This is a genomic window from Streptomyces sp. NPDC043685 (genome assembly GCF_056436585.1).
The window spans coordinates 71,703-90,020 of the sequence record NZ_JBWKCH010000006.1 but is presented as its reverse complement, the minus strand read 5'-3'; the positions used below and the strand labels follow the sequence as shown (position 1 = coordinate 90,020).

The window sequence follows — 18,318 nt, the reverse complement described above, 5'->3', positions numbered from 1 at the left end:
GTCGCTGAGTCCACAGCTCTCGGTACGCCGCTCCGAATGTCACAGCCGTCCTGTTGTATGGGTCGCATGGAGCACACGAACAACGCGGAACTCCGAGCGGCGGCCGACGCGGTCCTCACCCGTCTCGTCGGGGACGTCTCGGGCAAGGCACGGCTGCGCGAGGACCAGTGGCGGGCGATCGAGGCGCTGGTCGCCGACAAACGCCGTGCCCTGGTCGTCCAGCGCACCGGCTGGGGGAAGTCCGCGGTGTACTTCGTGGCGACCTCGCTGCTGCGGGCGCGGGGCAGCGGTCCGACGGTGATCGTCTCCCCGCTGCTCGCGCTCATGCGAAACCAGGTGGAGGCGGCGGCTCGGGCCGGCATCCACGCCCGGACCATCAACTCCTCCAACACCGAGGAGTGGGATGCCGTTCAGGCCGAGATCGCGGCGGGCGAGGTGGACGTCCTGCTGGTGAGCCCCGAACGGCTCAACAACCCGGATTTCCGGGACCAGGTGCTCCCCCGGCTCGCGGCCGCCACCGGTCTGCTGGTGGTGGACGAGGCGCACTGCATCTCCGACTGGGGCCACGACTTCCGCCCGGACTACCGCAGGCTGCGCACGATGCTCGCCGATCTCCCACCCGGTGTGCCGGTGCTCGCGACCACCGCCACGGCCAACGCGCGTGTGACGGCCGACGTCGCGGAACAGCTCGGCACCGGCGGCGGCACGGACGCCCTCGTGCTGCGTGGCCCGCTGGACCGGGACAGCCTGTCCTTGAGTGTGCTGCGGCTGTCAGACGCCGCGCACCGGATGGCCTGGCTCGCCGAGCACCTCGACGATCTGCCGGGCTCCGGAATCATCTACACCCTCACCGTGGCCGCCGCCGAGGAGGTCACCGCCTTCCTCAGGCAGCGCGGGCACACGGTCGCTTCGTACACCGGCAAGACGGAGAACGCCGATCGTCAGCAGGCCGAGGAGGACCTGCTCGCCAACAAGGTGAAGGCCCTGGTCGCCACCTCCGCGCTCGGCATGGGCTTCGACAAGCCCGACCTGGGCTTCGTGGTGCATCTGGGCTCGCCCTCCTCCCCCATCGCCTACTACCAGCAGGTGGGCCGCGCGGGACGCGGGGTGGAGCACGCCGAGGTGCTCCTGCTCCCGGGCAAGGAGGACGAGGCGATCTGGACGTACTTCGCGTCGCTCGCCTTCCCCTCCGAGGATCTGGTGCGCCGCACGCTCGACACCCTCGCGCACGCGGAGAAGCCGCTGTCCCTGCCCGCGCTGGAGCCGCTGGTGGAGCTGCGCCGCTCCCGCCTGGAGACGATGCTCAAGGTCCTCGACGTGGACGGGGCGGTGAAGCGGGTCAAGGGCGGCTGGATCGCGACCGGGCAGCCGTGGTCGTACGACGCCGAGCGGTATGCGTGGGTGGCGCGTCAGCGCGAGGCCGAGCAGCAGGCGATGCGCGCGTACGCGTCGACGACCGAATGCCGGATGGAGTTCCTGCAACGCCAACTGGACGACGAGGCCGCCAAGCCGTGCGGCCGGTGCGACAACTGCGCCGGTCCGCGCTTCGCGGCCGACACCTCCGAGGAGGCGCTCGACGCCGCGCGCACGGACCTGGGCAGAGCAGGCGTCGAGGTCGAGCCCCGACGGATGTGGCCCACCGGCCTGCCGGCGATCGGGGTGGACCTCAAGGGACGCATCCCTGCCGGTGAACAAGCCGCACCGGGACGCGCGCTGGGACGCCTTTCGGACATCGGCTGGGGCAACCGGCTGCGGCCCATGCTCTCGCCCCAGGCAGCCGACGGGCCAGTGCCCGACGATGTGGCGAAGGCAGTGGTGGGCGTGCTGGCCGACTGGGCGAAGGGCCCCGGCGGCTGGGCTCCGGGAGTGCCGGACGCCCAGCCCCGCCCGGCCGGTGTCGTCACGATCGCCTCCCGCACCCGCCCGCAATTGATCAACTCCTTGGGGACGCGCATCGCGGAGATCGGCCGGCTTCCGCTGCTGGGCGCCGTCGAGTACGCCGGCGACGCCTACCCGGGCTCCCGGAGCAACAGCGCCCAGCGGCTCAAGGCACTCGACGGGGCCCTGGCCGTGCCGCCCGCCCTGGCGTCCGCTCTCGCCGAGGCCCAGGGCCCGGTCCTCCTCGTGGACGACTACACGGAGACCGGCTGGACCCTCGCCGTGGCGGCGCGCATGCTCCGACGTGCCGGTGCGCAGGGGGTGTTGCCGCTGGTCCTGGCCGTGCAGGGCTGACGGCGCGCCCGGCTCGTGGCGGCTGCCCCGGCGCGCACCTCTGGACGCCGCGCACCCCCATGGCGTACGAACGTGTCGGGCTCGAACGCCCCATGGGTGGTCCGGCGACACACAGGGTGGGGATATTAGCCGCGCATCATCTGATAACGGTCGGCTGCCTCAATTGCTCGTTGCCGCAATCAAGTTCGACAGGAAGAATTGAAGTCCGCTCCCGCACGGCTCGTCCGCCAGCTTTGGTAGGGCTTCGCTGCGGTGCGCGCTCCCAGGAATCCGACCCCGCCCGCAGTGTGGGCGCGTAGCCGAAGGGAGGACCGTGACCTTCGGATTCGCTCCGGCCTCGGCAGCGGCGTCGACGTCCGCCGCTTCCGCCAACCGCTTGCTCGAACCCGCGGAATGGGCCGCCGCCGGGATCCCACTCCTGCGCAGCCCCCGCGAGATCGTCAGCGGACTGCACGCCCGGCACCACCCGCAGCCGGCGACCGCTGTCGTGGCCGTGCTCGACCCTGATGAACGGCTGTGCGCGAGCGCCTCGTTCGTGCGCCGTCCGGCACCGGCCGACGGCTGGATGTTCCGCAACGCGCTGCTCGCACAGCTACGCCGGGTCATCCCGCACGATCTGCGCCGCCGCACGCCGGTGCGCACCGCGGTGCTGCTCTACTGCCGCGAGGGCGACGCGCGTTGGACGGAGGAGGACGGTGCGTGGATGTGGGGGCTGCGTGACGCGTGCACCCTGCACGGGCTGCGCTGCGGGGCGTACATCACGCTGACCCGTGACGGCTGGCAGGTTCTCGGTGAGGGGCGCGGCGGACGCCGCCCTCACTCGGCCTCGGCACCGGAGCCCTTCGCCACGTCGGAGGCACCGCCCCCCATACCGCGCACCGGCGGGGCCTCCGAGGTACTGCGCCGCGCGGCGGCGGCACGCTGAGTCCCGGACCGGCCGTTCCTCAAAGGTCCGGGACGGGACCGCGCACCACCCCATGGCACACCACGATTCCCGGGCGGACAGCCGGACCGAACACCTCGACTCACCGTCGCGGGCGATCGCACGGCCAGGTACCCAGGGGTACCCCACCGACGTGATCACGCACCGGCCCGGGACGCCGTGGGCGCGACGGTCGGGGACAGCCACAGAAACGCTGCACAGCCAGCCCCGATGTCCCGGTGTGGTCACGGCTTTTCGGCCCTCCCGGCAGGGTGAACCGCCCGCCGTGCGGAGCCGCGTCAGCGGGTGCGAAGTGATTCCCCAGCGCCCTGCCGGGCGCTGGGGCACCGGCTCAGACGCCCGCGCCCAGCACCGAGTTGATGCGCTGCGGGTCTCCGCAGACGATCAGCAGGGCACCGGCCCGGGAGTGGGCCAGGGACAGGGCGCTCACGGCTGCCGCCTCGGGTCCGCCGTTGACGGCGACCACGACCACGGGACGTGACGCGGCGCGGGCCGCGATACCGGCGTCCGTGTAGAAGACGTCGTCGCCGGCGTCGTGCTGGGCCCAGTAGGAGGCCTCACCGAACGACAGCTCGTGGGCGGCCCACGGGTGCTGTTCGCCGGTGGTGATCACCAGGACGTCGCCGGGTGCACGACCGGAGTCCAGCAGCAGGTCCACGGCCTCCTCGGCGGCGTCGAGCGCGCCTTCCACGGAAGCCGGGATCAGCTGGATCTGCGGAGTGACCGGAGCGGCGGCACCGGCTGCGGGACCCGACGGAGCGGGCTCGGCGGCCACCTCACGCGGCGCACGCTGCACCGGCGGCGCCGGCCGCGAAGGGCCGGGACGACCGGGACGCGACGGAGCCGCGGGACGGGGGCCGGGTACGGGACGGGGGGTCGGCGCGATACGGCCACTGGCCGGAGTGGCGCGGGGACCCTGGGCACTCTCGTGAATCTGAGGCTCCTCGGGAATGAGAGGCATGGGCTGATATTTATCAAACGTTAGTACGGACCGCATCGGCGGGTGACGCATGTGCACGAACGAAACCGTCAGAAATCGAAGCCGAGCTGACCCTCGATCTCCGGAACGCTTGCGTCCGCCCAGCTGCGGGCCTTCTTGAGGTGCCGCCACTGGGGCAGCGCATCAAGATACGCCCACGACAAGCGGTGGTAGGGCGTGGGGCCCCGCTCCGCCAGTGCGGCCTTGTGCACGGGGGATGGATACCCGGCGTTGTCCGCAAAACCGAAGTCTGCATGGTCGATACCCAGTTCGGCCATCATTTTGTCGCGCTGGACCTTGGCGATCACCGAGGCCGCGGCGACGGCCACGCAGGACTGGTCCCCCTTGATCACCGTACGGACCCGCCAAGGGGCACCGAGGTAATCGTGCTTGCCGTCGAGGATGACCGCGTCGGGCCGGACCGGCAGGGCATCCAGCGCACGCTCCGCCGCGAGCCGCAGCGCGGCCGTCATCCCCATGGCGTCTATCTCCTCCGGGGAGGCATGTCCGAGAGCGAACGAGGTCACCCAGGTCCGCAGTTCCTCGGCGAGGGCGGTGCGTCGCTTGATGGTGAGCAGCTTGGAGTCCGTGAGCCCGTCGGGCGGCCGACGCAGTCCGGTGATCGCCGCGCAGACGGTGACGGGACCGGCCCAAGCGCCGCGGCCCACCTCGTCGACACCTGCAACGATCTTTGCTCCGGTCGTAGCGCGAAGGGAGCGCTCGACGGTGTGAGTAGGCGGTTCGTACGGCATGGCGCCCCTAGATTACGCCGCCCGGAACCGCCCGCGACACCCCGGTCCACACCGACGGTGTCGCGGCCTCGGCGAGCCTGCGCGGAGCTCCGGCCGACCGGAGCGGCGGACATGCTCGGCCCGAGCGTCGCACCCCTCAGGCCCGCAGCAGCGGAACCATCAACTGGTCGATCATCTCCTCGACTTGATGATCCTCCCATTCACAGCCGCACATCTTGGAGCGATACATCATCATGGCCGGCATGGCGTCGAAGACATAGCCGTTCGCCGCCCCGGGGCGCACCTCGCCTCGCTTGATCCCGCGGTCGACGACTTCCCGCAGCATCTTCATGGTGGGCTCCACGACTCCCTCGAAGATCACGCCGTGGAAGCGTTCCGCTTGCGCCGTGTCGCACTCGTGAATCACCGAGCGAAGCGCGAGGCCCGGGCGGGAGAACATCGCGTCACGGGCGCGCAGACACAGCACCAGAAGATCCTCACGCACCCCACCTTCGTCCGGGGTCGCGTCGAACTGCGGCAGCCCGGCGCGCAGGGCGTCGGCGACCAGGTCCTCCTTGGACGGCCAGCGCCGGTAGACCGCCGCCTTGCCCGTCTGGGCGCCGGCGGCGACCCCCTCCATCGTCAGGCCGCTCCAGCCGACCGTGCTGAGTTGATCCAACGTGGCCTCGAGGATCGCGTGTTCGAGTACCGCGCCGCGGCGGCGGGCGGCCGTCTGAGCGGGGGCATCCGCCCAGCTGGGGGTAACCATCTGACTCTCTCCAACGAGCAGAGGAAGCGGGCATTGCGGGGATGGGGGACGCGCCGGGCGGCCACACAGGGGGACGTACCGCACGACGACGCCGCGAGTGAACGCTTGCGTTCACTGTCGAGGGGTCACTACCGTTGACCCGGCAGTGAACGCCAGCGTTCACTAATTCAGTCGTGGGGGACTCATCGTGACAACCTCTCCATTGCTCCAAGATCGAAAGCCAGGCGCGGCACGCCGGGAGGGACGCCCCGGCATCGCACTCACCGTGATCGCGGCCTGCCAACTCATGGTGGTGCTCGACGCGACGATTGTGAACATCGCACTCCCGCACATTCAAGACGCGCTCGAGTTCAGCACGACCGACCTCACCTGGGTCGTCAGCTCCTACACACTCACCTTCGGTGGCCTGCTCCTCCTCGGCGGCCGAGCCGGTGACATCCTCGGGCGACGCCGGGTCTTCATGACCGGCATCCTGCTGTTCACCTTCGCCTCGCTGCTGGGCGGCCTCGCCCAGGAGCCCTGGCAACTGCTGGCTGCCCGGGTGCTTCAGGGCGTGGGAGGCGCGATCGCCTCGCCCACGTCGCTCGCGCTCATCACCACCACGTTCCCCGAGGGCCCGGAGCGCAACCGGGCCTTCGGTGTCTTCGCCGCGGTCTCCGCGGGTGGCGGCGCCATCGGCCTGCTCGCCGGGGGCATGCTCACCGAGTGGCTCGACTGGCGCTGGGTGCTGTTCGTGAACGTGCCGATCGGCGTGCTGATAGCCGTGCTCACCCCGCTGTACATCAGTGAGTCCGAGCGGCACAGCGGTCGTTTCGACGTCGCGGGTGCGGTGACCTCGACCGCCGGCATGGCGTCCCTGGTCTACGGCTTCATCCGCGCCGCGGACGAGGGATGGCGGGACAGCCTCACCATCGGGTCCTTCGTCGCCGCCGTGGTGCTGCTGCTGGCCTTCGGAATCATCGAGTCCAGGGCCAAGGAGCCGATCACGCCGCTTCGGATGTTCGCCGACCGTAACCGCTCGGGCACGTACGTGATCATGCTGAGCCTCGCGGCGGCGATGTTCGGCATGTTCTTCTACATCGTGCTGTTCGTGCAGAACGTGCTCGGATACAGCCCGATCGAGGCGGGGCTCGCCTTCCTGCCGGTGACCGTCGTGATCGCGCTCGGCGCGGGGCTGTCGCAGCGGTTCCTGCCGGTACTCGGTCCCAAGCCCTTCATGCTCACGGGCTCCGCGCTCGCGATGATCGGACTGGCCTGGCAGGCACTGATCAGCTCCGACAGCTCGTACGTCGGCGGTGTCCTCGGCCCGATGCTGGTGTTCGGCTTCGGGATGGGACTGAACTTCGTGACCCTGACCCTCACCGCGGTCTCCGGGGTCGCCCCGCACGAGGCGGGAGCGGCCTCCGGGTTGCTCAACACGACACAGCAGGTGGGCGGATCGCTGGGCCTGTCCATCCTGACGACGGTCTTCGGCACGGCGACCAAGGACGAGGCGGAGAAGCAGCTGCCGCAGTTCATGGCCGACGGGTCCGCGGAACAGAAGGCGGAGTTCGCCAGGACGCATCAGCTGCCCGCTCCGTGGGGGCACGAAGTGCTGGCCCACGGCATCTCGACGGCCTTCATCCCGGCCGCCGCGATGGCCGTCCTCGCACTGGCGACGGCCTGGCTGGTGATCCGCGTCCGCGCAAGCGACCTCGAAGCACTCTCCGGTTCTGCCGGACCGGGCCTCGGCTGACACGAGAGCACCGCGACGCGGCCGCGGCGGCGCGCAGGCGGGTACACCGGAGACCCGCCGGCGGTCGCCGGGCCGGTTCGCGGCGAGCGGGACACGGCCGGGGCGAAGGCGGGGGACGGAAGGCGAGGGCGCCACACCAGCAGCCCACAGCCGCCCGGCACGGTACGCGACAACCCCCATCCATGGGATCAGAACCGCGAGCAGAACCTCCATGACCACCCACCACCCCCATTTCGCGCCCGGCATGACCTCCGGCGTGGCCGAGGTCTCTCGGCTCACACAGCGGATGTCAGGACAACGGACGGCCGGTCACGGAGAGTTCCCGAGATATACGGAGAGTTCCGAAAGCGCCGAAAGCTCCGGGGCTCAGGCCGACCTGGGCACCCAGTCCGGCAGCGGCTCCGTCCGCTCGATCCACTCGGCGGGTGGTGTCCCCGCCTTCGAGGCAGCGATCACGCCGCCGACGATGGCGCAGGTGGTGTCGACATCCCCGCCGACCTGGGCGGTCGTCCAGAACGCCTGCTCGTAGTCGCCGAGGCTTCTCGCCGCCGACCAGAGGGCGAAGGGCACCGTGTCGTGGGCCGTCGTACGCCGTCCGCACCCCAGCACCGCCGCGACCGTGCCCGGATCGCCGTAGTCGAGCATGTCCCGGGCCCGGCGCAGGCCGGCGCCCACGGCGCTCTTCGGTACCAGATCGATGACGCCGTCGAGGAGGGCTCCGGCTCCGGGCGGTCCGTCCGGGGCGGCGGCGAACGCGGCGGCCGCGGCGACGGCCATGGCCCCGACCACGGCCTCGCGGTGCTGGTGCGTGGTGTAGGCCGAGATCTCGGCCTGGTGGGTCGCCTGCTCAGGGTCGTCCGCGTACCAGGCGCCCAGCGGAGCGATCCGCATCGCCGCGCCGTTGCCCCACGACCCCTGCCCCTTGAAGAGCGCGGCCGCGAGTTCCCGCCAGTCGCCGCCCTCCCGGACGAGCCGCAGCAGGCGGTTGACGGCAGGGCCGTAGCCCCGGTCGAAGTCGTGATGCTCGGCGAAGGAGTGGGCCAGGGCGTCCTGATCGATGCGGTGGTGGGCGGCCAGGACGGCGACGACCGAGCCGGCCATCTCCGTGTCGTCCGTCCACTGCCACACTCCGGCGGGCACCTCGCGGCGCTTGAGCAGCGGGTAGTTCACCGGAACGAAGTACTGGGAGCCCAGGGCGTCCCCGACGGACAGTCCGCGCAGGCAGGCCAGGGCGCGGTCCAGGCGCACGTCGGGGGAGGAATCAGCGGTCATCGCCCTGCCACTCTATCCGGTGATCCCGTACGGCTCGGGATCTCGCCAGCGGTCGAAAGGCCGGTCAAGCGTGTACTTGCCGTCGTCCCCCAGAACGAGCATCCGCACCTCGCCGTTCCCCGGGTTCGACAGCGACTCGAACTCCGCGACCGTCCAGTGGAACCACCGCATGCAGAACAGCCGCATGGCCAGACCGTGGGTGACGATGAGGACGTTCGGCGGGTGGTCGGGGTCCTCGAAACTGCGGAACAGGCTCTCCAGGAAGCCGCCGACCCGGTCGTAGACGTCGGCGCCGGACTCACCCTGGGCGAAACGGTAGAAGAAGTGGCCGTACGCGTCCCGGTAGGCCTTCTGGAGGCGGACCTCGTCCCGGTCCTGCCAGTTGCCCCAGTCCTGCTCACGCAGCCGGGGTTCCTCGCGTACCCGTATGAGTCCGGGGTCGAGGTGGAAAGCCCGCAGGGTCTCGTGCGTACGACGGTAGGGGGAGACGTACACGCTGACGTGCTCGTCGCCGAAGAGCTCGCGCAGTTGCTCGCCCGTCGCCTCCGCCTGCCGCCGGCCGCGCTCGGTCAGCGCCAGGGCATGGTCGGGTTCGCGCTCGTAGACGGAGTCATCGACATTGCCCGTCGACTCGCCGTGCCGGACAAGGACGATGCGCCGTGGTCGTGCCATGCCAAGACCCTAGATCGGGTGAGGGTTCGCTGAGCACTCCCACCCCACCCATACAGCGTAGGTCACACGAAACCCGCACCAGGGGGCACGCGGTCGCACGCTCCTCCGGCCGGACCTGCCGCCCGGAGACGCTCCGCGTCGGGCATCCGGAGCATCCGCCGCCGGGCGGAATCAGACCGTCCAGCTCATCTCCATGTCCACGACGTCGCCGGTGAGCGCCGCGACATCCGCCTCCGTCTGGGCCCTCAGGGCGAGCCGTTCCACGCGTTCGGTACGGTACTTGCCGTGTTCCGCGGCCGACCGCCACATGGACAGCACCAGGAACTCGTTCCCCGGTGCCTCACCGAACAGCCCGCGCACCATGCCGGGCGAGCCGGCCATCGCCGGGTTCCAGACCTTCTCCTGCATCAGCACGAAGTGCTCGGCTCGCTCCTCGTGAACGCGGCAGAGCGCCACGCGCAGCAGGTCGGCGTCGGTGAAGCGCGGCTCGAAACCGGTCTTCACGTCGAAGCGGTAGTCGAAGAGCCTGACCTGGGCGTCCTTGAACGTGCCCGCCTGGGCCGACGCGAGCCGGTCGTGGGACCGGGCCATGAAGGAGTCGTAGAAGGCACGGCTCTCCCAGAACGCGAAGATGTGCGCCACATCCGGCCGCCCCCGGCTCCAGCCACCCCCCTGTCCGCGAAATCCCGGCTCCCCCAGAAGCCCCGCCCACTTCCGCTGCCCCCGCTCGAAACCGCGGCGGTCCACCACGGTGCAGCGAATCCACTTGACCAGCACCGCGCCATGGTAAGGCCATGGACCGTGGCGTCGGTCACTGTCGGCTGGACCGCTCTCCCACGGCTGCACCCGCGCGCGTGGCAGGATGGACAAACAGTCGTGGACGCCGCGCAGTTGGGGTCGACGGACGGGTCGGTACGGGGAAGGGGACTTCGGTGGACGGGCTCAACAAGGGGCTTCGCAAGGTCGAGATCGCGGTGCGGTGGGATCCCAGCCCGACCGGGCAGCCGTCCACCGACCTGGACCTGGTCGCGGCGACCTACCTGGCGGACGATCCGCACGGCGACCCGGCGTACCTGGTGCACTTCGACCGTCGCTCCCCCGACGGCACCATCACGCTCAACCGGGACAGCAAGGACGGCCAGGGCTTCGGCTACGACGAAGTCATGACGCTCGAACTCGACCGGCTGGACGTGCGCTACGCGCGCGTGGTGGTCGGTGTCGTCATACAGCAGCACCCGGCCGAGCGCACCTTCGTCAGCGTGCTCAACCCCGGACTGCGCATCCGTGAGGGGTACACCGTCCTGGCCGAGGACGACTTCGGCGGTGTTCTCGGGGCGACGGCGGCGACGATCGCCGAGTTCGCCCGGGAGGGCTCCGGCCCCTGGGGCTTCCATGCCGGCCTCCGCGGTTTCGAGGGCGACCCCGTGGACTTCGCCAGGACGATGGGTGCGGCGCGGCGCGCCTGAACCTCGCCCGCGACGCGTCCCCGGAGAGGCGCGGACCGTCGGGCACCGCGGCGGACACGACGAGAGGGGCACCACCCGCGGGTGGTGCCCCTCCGTCATCGGCTCAGGCGCTCGGCGTCAGCTGCAGCCGCTGGTCGAGCCGCAGCCCTCGCAGATGTAGCAGGAACCGGCGCGCTGCATCTTCGTGCCGCAGGAGAAGCACAGCGGGGCGTCGGCCTGGATGCCCAGCTGCATCTCCACCAGTTCGGCGCTGGTGTGGGCCTGCTGCGGGGCGGGCTTGGCCGCCTCCTCAGCCTTCGGAGCGGCAACGGCCTTCAGCTCCTGGGCGCGCGGCGCCGACTGGGCCAGGCCCTCGACGTCGACCTCGTCGTCGGACGGCTCGTAGGAACCGGTCTCCAGGTGACGCTGGCGCTCCTCGGCGGAGTGGATGCCGAGCGCGGACCGCGTCTCGAAGGGCAGGAAGTCCAGCGCCAGGCGGCGGAAGATGTAGTCGACGATCGACTGCGCCATCCGCACGTCCGGGTCGTCCGTCATGCCGGCCGGCTCGAAGCGCATGTTGGTGAACTTCGAGACGTACGTCTCCAGCGGCACGCCGTACTGGAGGCCGACGGAGACCGCGATGGAGAAGGCGTCCATCATGCCCGCGAGGGTCGAGCCCTGCTTGGACATCTTCAGGAAGACCTCACCGAGACCGTCGTCCGGGTAGGAGTTGGCGGTCATGTAGCCCTCGGCGCCGCCGACGGTGAAGGACGTGGTGATGCCGGGACGTCCCTTCGGGAGGCGCTTGCGGACCGGGCGGTACTCGACGACCTTCTCGACCGCGGTACGGATCGTCTCCTCGGCCTTCTCGGTGATCTCCGCCTTCTCCTTGTCCTTGGTCTTGGCGGAGAGGGGCTGGCCGACCTTGCAGTTGTCGCGGTAGATCGCGAGGGCCTTGACGCCCAGCTTCCAGGCCTCGAAGTAGATCTCCTCGACCTCCTCGACGGTCGCCGTCTCCGGCATGTTGACCGTCTTGGAGATGGCGCCGGAGATCCACGGCTGGATCGCGGCCATCATGCGGACGTGGCCCATCGGGGAGATGGCCCGCTCGCCCATGGCGCAGTCGAACACCTCGTAGTGCTCGGGCTTGAGGCCCGGGGCGTCGATCACGTTGCCGTTCTCGGCGATGTGGGCGACGATCGCCTCGATCTGCTCCTCGAGGTAACCGAGGCGGCGCAGGGCCTGCGGCACGGTGCCGTTGACGATCTGCATCGAGCCGCCGCCGACGAGCTTCTTGAACTTGACCAGCGCCAGGTCGGGCTCGACACCGGTGGTGTCGCAGGACATGGCGAGACCGATGGTGCCGGTCGGGGCCAGCACGGACGCCTGCGAGTTACGGAAACCGTTCTTCTCGCCGAGGCGCAGGACGTCGCCCCAGGCCTCGCTGGCGGCGGCCCACACCGGGGTGTCGAGGTCGTCCATGCGGACGGCCTTGTCGTTGGCGTCGGAGTGCTGCTTCATGACGCGCTTGTGGGCGTCCGCGTTGCGGGCGTAGCCGTCGTACGGGCCGACCACCGAGGCGAGCTCGGCGGAGCGGCGGTAGGCGGTGCCGGTCATCAGGGAGGTGATGGCACCGGCGAGGGCGCGACCACCGTCGGAGTCGTAGGCGTGACCGGTGGCCATCAGCAGGGCGCCGAGGTTGGCGTAGCCGATGCCGAGCTGGCGGAACGCGCGCGTGTTCTCGCCGATCTTCTGGGTCGGGAAGTCCGCGAAGCAGATGGAGATGTCCATCGCGGTGATGACCAGCTCGACGACCTTCTGGAAACGCTCGGCCTCGAAGGACTGGTTGCCCTTGCTGTCGTCCTTGAGGAACTTCATCAGGTTCAGCGAGGCCAGGTTGCAGGACGTGTTGTCCAGGTGCATGTACTCGCTGCACGGGTTCGACGCGGTGATCCGGCCGGACTCGGGGCAGGTGTGCCAGGTGTTGATGGTGTCGTCGTACTGAATGCCGGGGTCGGCGCAGGCCCAGGCGGCCTCGGCGATCTTGCGGAAGAGCCCCTTGGCGTCGACCTCCTCGATGACCTCACCGGTCATCCGGCCGCGCAGCCCGAACTGGCCGCCCTGCTCGACCGCCTTCATGAACTCGTCGTTCACGCGGACCGAGTTGTTGGCGTTCTGGTACTGGACGGACGTGATGTCGTCGCCGCCCAGGTCCATGTCGAAGCCCGCGTCGCGCAGGACGCGGATCTTCTCCTCTTCCTTGACCTTCGTCTCGATGAAGTCCTCGATGTCCGGGTGGTCCACATCGAGGACGACCATCTTGGCGGCGCGGCGGGTGGCGCCACCGGACTTGATCGTTCCTGCGGAGGCGTCGGCGCCGCGCATGAAGGAGACGGGACCGGAGGCGTTGCCGCCGGAGGACAGCAGCTCCTTGGAGGAGCGGATCCGGGAGAGGTTCAGGCCGGCGCCGGAGCCGCCCTTGAAGATCATGCCCTCTTCCTTGTACCAGTCGAGGATCGACTCCATGGAGTCGTCGACGGACAGGATGAAGCAGGCGGAGACCTGCTGCGGCTGCTTGGTGCCGACGTTGAACCAGACAGGGCTGTTGAAGCTGAAGATCTGGTGCAGGAGGGCGTACGCGAGCTCGTGCTCGAAGATCTCGGCGTCGGCGGGCGAGGAGAAGTAGTTGTGGTCCTCACCGGCCTTCCGGTACGTCTTCACGATGCGGTCGATCAGCTGCTTGAGGCTGGTCTCGCGCTGCGGGGTGCCCACGGCACCGCGGAAGTACTTGCTGGTGACGATGTTGACCGCGTTCACCGACCAGAAGTCGGGGAACTCGACGCCACGCTGCTCGAAGTTGACCGAGCCGTCGCGCCAGTTGGTCATGACGACGTCACGGCGTTCCCAGGCCACCTCGTCGTAGGGGTGGACTCCCGGGGTGGTGTGGATGCGCTCGACACGCAGGCCCTTGCTCGCCTTGGCGCTCTTGGCGCGGGAACTCCGTGCCGGACCGCTCGCCGTCTCTGTCATGCCGCCTCCCTGTGCGGGCGAAAACGCCCTGAAGTGCCCCGTTGTTCCCGTGGCACGGTGTTCTGTCTGGTATTGCGGGCCCTCACTCATCGCCCGCAACGGGTCTTCATATCGCCGCCGTCCGGCCGGTCCCGGAGCTGCCTTCCGGGTCCGGCCCGCCTGTCAGTCGGCGGCGCCTGCGGGCTCGGGGACGTGCTCCGCCTCTCCGGGCCCACGGTGGTCTTCCTGGCTTCCCGCAGCCGCGCCCTCGCGGTCTCCACCGTCCGCGTCGGCCCGCCCGGTCTGCGCCCTGAGTTCCTCGATGGCCGCCTCGAAGTCGTCGAGCGAGTCGAACGCCCGATAGACCGAGGCGAAGCGCAGGTAGGCGACGAGATCGAGCTCCTGCAACGGGCCGAGGATGGCCAGCCCCACGTCGTGGGTGGTCAGCTCGGCGCTCCCGGTGGCCCGCACCGCCTCCTCGACCCGCTGGCCGAGCTGGGCGAGCGCGTCCTCGGTGACAGGCCGCCCCTGGCACGCCTTGCGCACGCCGTTGATGACCTTCGTACGACTGAAGGGCTCGGTGACTCCGGACCGCTTCACCACCATGAGCGAGCACGTCTCCACGGTCGTGAAACGACGGGAGCAGTCTGGGCACTGGCGGCGCCTGCGGATGGATGTGCCGTCGTCGGTGGTACGGCTGTCGACGACACGACTGTCGGGGTGCCTGCAGAAGGGGCAGTGCATGAACTCCGAACCCTCCTCACAGCAGACTCAACAACCTCGCCGGGCCTCTTGCGCCCCACGAAGCAGCCCCAAGCATAGGGGATGACCATCGGCCTCAAGACCCGGGGGACCACAACTTCTGGGCTGCTGCGTCAATCCAACCACTAGATGTGGGGATTGGCTCATACATCCACGCCGTTACCGCGTGTCGCGCACGTAGGCGCAGGTGACGCGGGCGGGCCGGTTCCCAGGCCCCGCACCGCCACTGAGGCGGGCCGGTTCAACAGGCCCCGCACCGCCGCTGAGGCGCCGCCGTGGACACGGCCCGCGGGGACGCGACCGCATCCGTTTCCGCACAGCCGTATCGCCTCGGCACATGCGCAGATACGGTGGGCGCCGCGCGGAGAGTACGTGGGACTCCCGCACAGATGAGGGTTGGTCCCGGGCCCGGGGAATGCCGGATGGCAGACTGGGGCACCAGTCCTCGAGCGATCACCCCGGCGGTGAAGAGTACAGCAATGGACCCTTTTGCCCGCCAGGTGGCACGGCCGCCAATACACCCGGACACCTGACCGCGTCCGATGATTCGCGATTTTTCACTCGAACGTGTGTTTGGCGCAACCTTTCGAAAGCCACTACCGTTGTCCAGCAGGGAGACCATCGAGAGGGGCCGACGTGACCACCACCGCAGACAGTGCCGCCATTACTGCCCAGGACCGCTCCCAGGGCCGACTGGAGCCGGTGCATGCGATGAACGAAGCCACGAACCCTGAGGGGCACAAGCGCTCCCTGCCGGGCCGACCTCCCGGCATCCGGGCGGACAGCTCCGGACTCACCGACCGCCAGCGTCGCGTGATCGAGGTCATCAGGGATTCCGTGCAGCGGCGCGGCTACCCGCCGTCGATGCGGGAGATCGGTCAGGCCGTCGGCCTTTCCAGCACCTCCTCCGTCGCACACCAGCTGATGGCCCTGGAGCGCAAGGGCTTCCTGCGCCGTGATCCGCACCGCCCGCGCGCGTACGAGGTGCGCGGTTCCGACCAGGCCGCCTCGGTGCAGCCCACGGACACAGCGGGCAAGCCGGCCGCCTCGTACGTGCCGCTGGTCGGCCGGATCGCCGCCGGTGGCCCGATCCTCGCCGAGGAGTCCGTCGAGGACGTCTTCCCTCTCCCCCGCCAGCTCGTCGGCGACGGTGAGCTGTTCGTCCTGAAGGTCGTCGGTGACTCGATGATCGAGGCCGCGATCTGCGACGGCGACTGGGTCACGGTGCGCCGCCAGCCGGTCGCCGAGAACGGTGACATCGTGGCCGCGATGCTCGACGGCGAAGCCACCGTCAAGCGCTTCAAGCGTGAGGACGGCCATGTCTGGCTCCTGCCGCACAACGCGGCCTACGAGCCGATCCCCGGCGACGACGCGACCATCCTCGGCAAGGTGGTCGCCGTACTGCGGCGCGTCTGACAGCGCGCACCGCGTCAGGCCGACCCGCGAGGTCGCCCTCAGACCGGGCCCCGGAACCCCTGCGCCGGTTCCGGGGCCCTGCGCTGTCCATGGGGCGGGTGCCGGAGCGCGGGCCGCCGCCCCGGCACCCGCCCCCGCGGCTCAGCCGTCTTCTCGACTCAGGCCCTCTTCCGTCTGCCTGGCGACCGCGTCGATCGCCGCCAGCGACTTGCGCACCTGGTTGCGGTCCGTCGTGAACCAGAAGTCGGGCAGTGACGCCTTCAGATAGCTGCCGTACCGGGCCGTCGCCAGACGCTGGTCCAGGACGGCGACCACACCGCGGTCACCCGACGCCCTGACGAGACGGCCGGCGCCCTGGGCCATGAGGAGCGCGGCGTGTGTGGCGGCGACTGCCATGAAGCCGTTGCCGCCCGCCTCCTCCACGGCCTTCTGCCGGGCGCTCATCAGGGGGTCGTCCGGTCGCGGGAACGGGATCTTGTCCATAACGACCAGCTGGCAGCTGGGGCCCGGGACGTCGACGCCCTGCCAGAGCGACAGGGTGCCGAAGAGACACGTCTTCGGGTCGGCCGCGAAGTTCTTGATGAGCTCGCCGAGCGTTTCCTCGCCCTGGAGGAGGATCGGGAACTCGGGGATCCTGGAACGCAGCTCCTCAGCCGCCACCTGGGCACCGCGCATGGAGGAGAATAGACCGAGGGTCCGGCCGCCCGCGGCCTGGATCAGCTCGGTGAGCTCATCCAGCATGTCGGCGCGATCGCCGTCCCGCGCGGGCCGCGCCAGGTGCTTGGCGACGTAGAGGATGCCCTGCTTGCGGTAGTCGAAGGGCGAGCCGACGTCGATCCCCTTCCACTTCGGGACGTCGTCGCCTTCGGTGCCCTCGGGAGCGAGACCCAGGGAGGCGCCCACGCCGTTGAAGTCGCCGCCCAGCTTCAGCGTCGCCGAGGTCAGCACCACGGAGCGGTCCGCGAACAGCTTCTCCCGCAGCAGCCCCGAGACGGACATGGGGGCGACGCGCAGGGAGGCGCCGAAGCGGTCGTGGCGCTCATACCAGACCACGTCCCACTCGGAGCCGTTCGTGATCCGCTCCGCCACGTCGTGCACGTTCTCCACGGAGGCGAGGGCCTGCTTACGCACAGCGTCCTCGTCCTGGACCGACTTGTCCCGAGTCGCGCCGATCGCGGAAATGACCGTGCGGCACGCGTCGCGCAGCGCCATGAGGGCGTACCCGAGGTCCTCGGGAATCTCCTCCAGACGGCCCGGCAGCGCGAGCTCCATCAGCCGCTCGAAACCCTCGGCGGCGGTCTGGAGCTGGTCCGCGGCCTTCTCGTTGACGAGCTTCGCGGCCCGGCGCACCGCGCGGTTGACCTGGCCGGGAGTGAGCTCGCCGGTGGCGACGCCGGTGACCCGGGAGACCAGCTCGTGCGCCTCGTCGACGATCAGCACTTCGTGCTGCGGGAGGACCGGGGCGCCCTCGATGGCGTCGATGGCGAGCAGCGCGTGGTTGGTGACGACGACCTCTGCGAGTTTGGCCCGCTCACGGGCCATCTCGGCGAAGCACTCCGCGCCGTACGCGCACTTCGACGCGCCCAAGCACTCCCTGGACGACACCGACACCTGCGCCCAGGCGCGGTCCGAGATGCCGGGCGTGAGGTCGTCACGGTCACCGGTCTCGGTCTCGTCGGCCCAGTCGCGTACGCGCAGCAGGTCCTGACCCAGCTTGCTGGTGGGCGCTGCGGCCTCGAACTGGTCGAAGAGGCCCTCCTCCTCGTCCTGCGGGACGCCCTCGTGCATCCGATGCAGACACAGGTAGTTCGACCGGCCCTTGAGCATCGCGAACTCCGGGCGGCGACGCAGCAAGGGGTGCAGCGACTCGACCGTTCTCGGCAGGTCGCGCTCCACCAGCTGGCGCTGCAGGGCCAGGGTGGCGGTCGCGACGACCACGCGCTCCCCGTGCGCGAGCGCGGGCACCAGGTAGCCCAACGACTTTCCGGTACCGGTGCCGGCCTGGACCAGCAGGTGGGAGCCGTCGTCGATGGCTTCCTCGACGGCTTCGGCCATGGCCACCTGACCGGGGCGCTCCGTACCACCGACGGCGGTGACGGCGGCATGCAGGAGTTCGGGGAGTGAGGGCTTCGTCATAGCGCGACCACCCTACGACCCTGCACTGACAAACGGGCGATCAAGGCGGGGGTAGGGGGTGGGATCAAGAGCTCGGGCTCCTCGGCGATGCTGGTGGGGGCGGTGGTCGCGGGCGGTGGGGGCGGCCTGTGGACCGGAGCGTAGGTGGTGCGCTGGACGCGGAGTGAGGCCTTGCGGGTCTTCTCGGAGATTCGCGCGACGAGTGGGAACTGCGGCG

General features: G+C 70.0%; 14 protein-coding genes. 5 read left to right on the top strand and 9 right to left on the bottom strand.

Annotated features, from left to right (window positions below; translation table 11 throughout):
• The first annotated feature begins 66 nt into the window (after positions 1–66).
• A complete protein-coding gene (locus AC0665_RS20620) occupies positions 67–2,232 on the top strand; it encodes a RecQ family ATP-dependent DNA helicase (RefSeq protein ID WP_478705526.1) in 2,166 nt (721 codons plus the stop codon).
• A gap of 313 nt (positions 2,233–2,545) precedes the next feature.
• The gene (locus tag AC0665_RS20615) at positions 2,546–3,157 is read left to right on the top strand and encodes a hypothetical protein (RefSeq protein WP_363121722.1); all 612 of its coding nucleotides are present in this window, start codon (positions 2,546–2,548) and stop codon (positions 3,155–3,157) included.
• 349 nt (positions 3,158–3,506) lie between these two features.
• Here the strand turns inward: AC0665_RS20615 and AC0665_RS20610 are convergent, their stop codons facing one another.
• The 3 genes from AC0665_RS20610 to AC0665_RS20600 all read right to left on the bottom strand — a co-directional run bounded on the left by AC0665_RS20610 (position 3,507) and on the right by AC0665_RS20600 (position 5,654).
• Positions 3,507–4,136, bottom strand: a complete 630-nt coding sequence (locus AC0665_RS20610) for a hypothetical protein (RefSeq protein WP_478604488.1) — start codon at positions 4,134–4,136, stop codon at positions 3,507–3,509.
• Positions 4,137–4,204: 68 nt separating this feature from the next.
• Positions 4,205–4,906, bottom strand: coding sequence for a ribonuclease HII (locus AC0665_RS20605; protein ID WP_363121720.1), 702 nt, complete (start codon positions 4,904–4,906; stop codon positions 4,205–4,207).
• A 136-nt stretch (positions 4,907–5,042) separates the two neighbouring features.
• Entirely contained in the window at positions 5,043–5,654 is a 612-nt protein-coding gene (locus AC0665_RS20600) for a TetR/AcrR family transcriptional regulator (protein ID WP_468639703.1), read from the bottom strand.
• A gap of 187 nt (positions 5,655–5,841) precedes the next feature.
• On the opposite strand from AC0665_RS20600, the gene AC0665_RS20595 reads away from it, so the two are divergent.
• The gene (locus AC0665_RS20595) at positions 5,842–7,389 is read left to right on the top strand and encodes an MFS transporter (RefSeq protein WP_478604490.1); all 1,548 of its coding nucleotides are present in this window, start codon (positions 5,842–5,844) and stop codon (positions 7,387–7,389) included.
• Positions 7,390–7,755: 366 nt separating this feature from the next.
• Here the strand turns inward: AC0665_RS20595 and AC0665_RS20590 are convergent, their stop codons facing one another.
• The 3 genes from AC0665_RS20590 to AC0665_RS20580 form a co-directional block, all read right to left on the bottom strand.
• The gene (locus AC0665_RS20590; RefSeq protein ID WP_468402486.1) at positions 7,756–8,661 is read right to left on the bottom strand and encodes an ADP-ribosylglycohydrolase family protein; all 906 of its coding nucleotides are present in this window, start codon (positions 8,659–8,661) and stop codon (positions 7,756–7,758) included.
• A gap of 12 nt (positions 8,662–8,673) precedes the next feature.
• Positions 8,674–9,333: a histidine phosphatase family protein gene (locus AC0665_RS20585; RefSeq protein ID WP_363121716.1), complete on the bottom strand. Its 660-nt coding sequence runs from the start codon at positions 9,331–9,333 to the stop codon at positions 8,674–8,676.
• Positions 9,334–9,504: 171 nt separating this feature from the next.
• Positions 9,505–10,110, bottom strand: a complete 606-nt coding sequence (locus tag AC0665_RS20580) for a YdbC family protein (protein ID WP_468402483.1) — start codon at positions 10,108–10,110, stop codon at positions 9,505–9,507.
• Between the two features lie 155 nt (positions 10,111–10,265).
• Between AC0665_RS20580 and AC0665_RS20575 the strand changes: the two genes are divergently transcribed.
• Positions 10,266–10,799, top strand: coding sequence for a TerD family protein (locus AC0665_RS20575; protein WP_478705525.1), 534 nt, complete (start codon positions 10,266–10,268; stop codon positions 10,797–10,799).
• 117 nt (positions 10,800–10,916) lie between these two features.
• On the opposite strand, the gene AC0665_RS20570 is transcribed toward AC0665_RS20575, so the two are convergent.
• Both AC0665_RS20570 and nrdR read right to left on the bottom strand, forming a co-directional pair.
• Positions 10,917–13,808 (bottom strand): vitamin B12-dependent ribonucleotide reductase, encoded by a 2,892-nt coding sequence (locus AC0665_RS20570; RefSeq protein WP_468402479.1) that lies wholly within the window; start codon positions 13,806–13,808, stop codon positions 10,917–10,919.
• Between the two features lie 162 nt (positions 13,809–13,970).
• Positions 13,971–14,531 (bottom strand): transcriptional regulator NrdR, encoded by a 561-nt coding sequence (gene nrdR / locus AC0665_RS20565; protein ID WP_478705524.1) that lies wholly within the window; start codon positions 14,529–14,531, stop codon positions 13,971–13,973.
• Between the two features lie 654 nt (positions 14,532–15,185).
• Here nrdR and lexA point away from each other — a divergent pair.
• Entirely contained in the window at positions 15,186–15,965 is a 780-nt protein-coding gene (lexA, locus tag AC0665_RS20560; RefSeq protein WP_030845416.1) for a transcriptional repressor LexA, read from the top strand.
• A gap of 141 nt (positions 15,966–16,106) precedes the next feature.
• Here the strand turns inward: lexA and AC0665_RS20555 are convergent, their stop codons facing one another.
• Positions 16,107–18,101 carry an ATP-dependent DNA helicase gene (locus AC0665_RS20555; RefSeq protein ID WP_478705523.1) on the bottom strand — a complete coding sequence of 665 codons (1,995 nt, stop codon included), beginning with the start codon at positions 18,099–18,101 and terminating at the stop codon, positions 16,107–16,109.
• Between the last annotated feature and the right edge of the window lie 217 nt (positions 18,102–18,318).

Bases quoted from the DNA above. Each gene is read 5' to 3' on its own strand.
- AC0665_RS20620 (WP_478705526.1), top strand. From the start codon at position 67: ATGGAGCACACGAACAACGCGGAACTCCGAGCGGCGGCCGACGCGGTC.
- AC0665_RS20610 (WP_478604488.1), bottom strand. From the start codon at position 4,136: ATGCCTCTCATTCCCGAGGAGCCTCAGATTCACGAGAGTGCCCAGGGT.
- AC0665_RS20605 (WP_363121720.1), bottom strand. From the start codon at position 4,906: ATGCCGTACGAACCGCCTACTCACACCGTCGAGCGCTCCCTTCGCGCT.
- AC0665_RS20600 (WP_468639703.1), bottom strand. From the start codon at position 5,654: ATGGTTACCCCCAGCTGGGCGGATGCCCCCGCTCAGACGGCCGCCCGC.
- AC0665_RS20590 (WP_468402486.1), bottom strand. From the start codon at position 8,661: ATGACCGCTGATTCCTCCCCCGACGTGCGCCTGGACCGCGCCCTGGCC.
- AC0665_RS20585 (WP_363121716.1), bottom strand. From the start codon at position 9,333: ATGGCACGACCACGGCGCATCGTCCTTGTCCGGCACGGCGAGTCGACG.
- AC0665_RS20570 (WP_468402479.1), bottom strand. From the start codon at position 13,808: ATGACAGAGACGGCGAGCGGTCCGGCACGGAGTTCCCGCGCCAAGAGC.
- nrdR (WP_478705524.1), bottom strand. From the start codon at position 14,531: ATGCACTGCCCCTTCTGCAGGCACCCCGACAGTCGTGTCGTCGACAGC.
- AC0665_RS20555 (WP_478705523.1), bottom strand. From the start codon at position 18,101: ATGACGAAGCCCTCACTCCCCGAACTCCTGCATGCCGCCGTCACCGCC.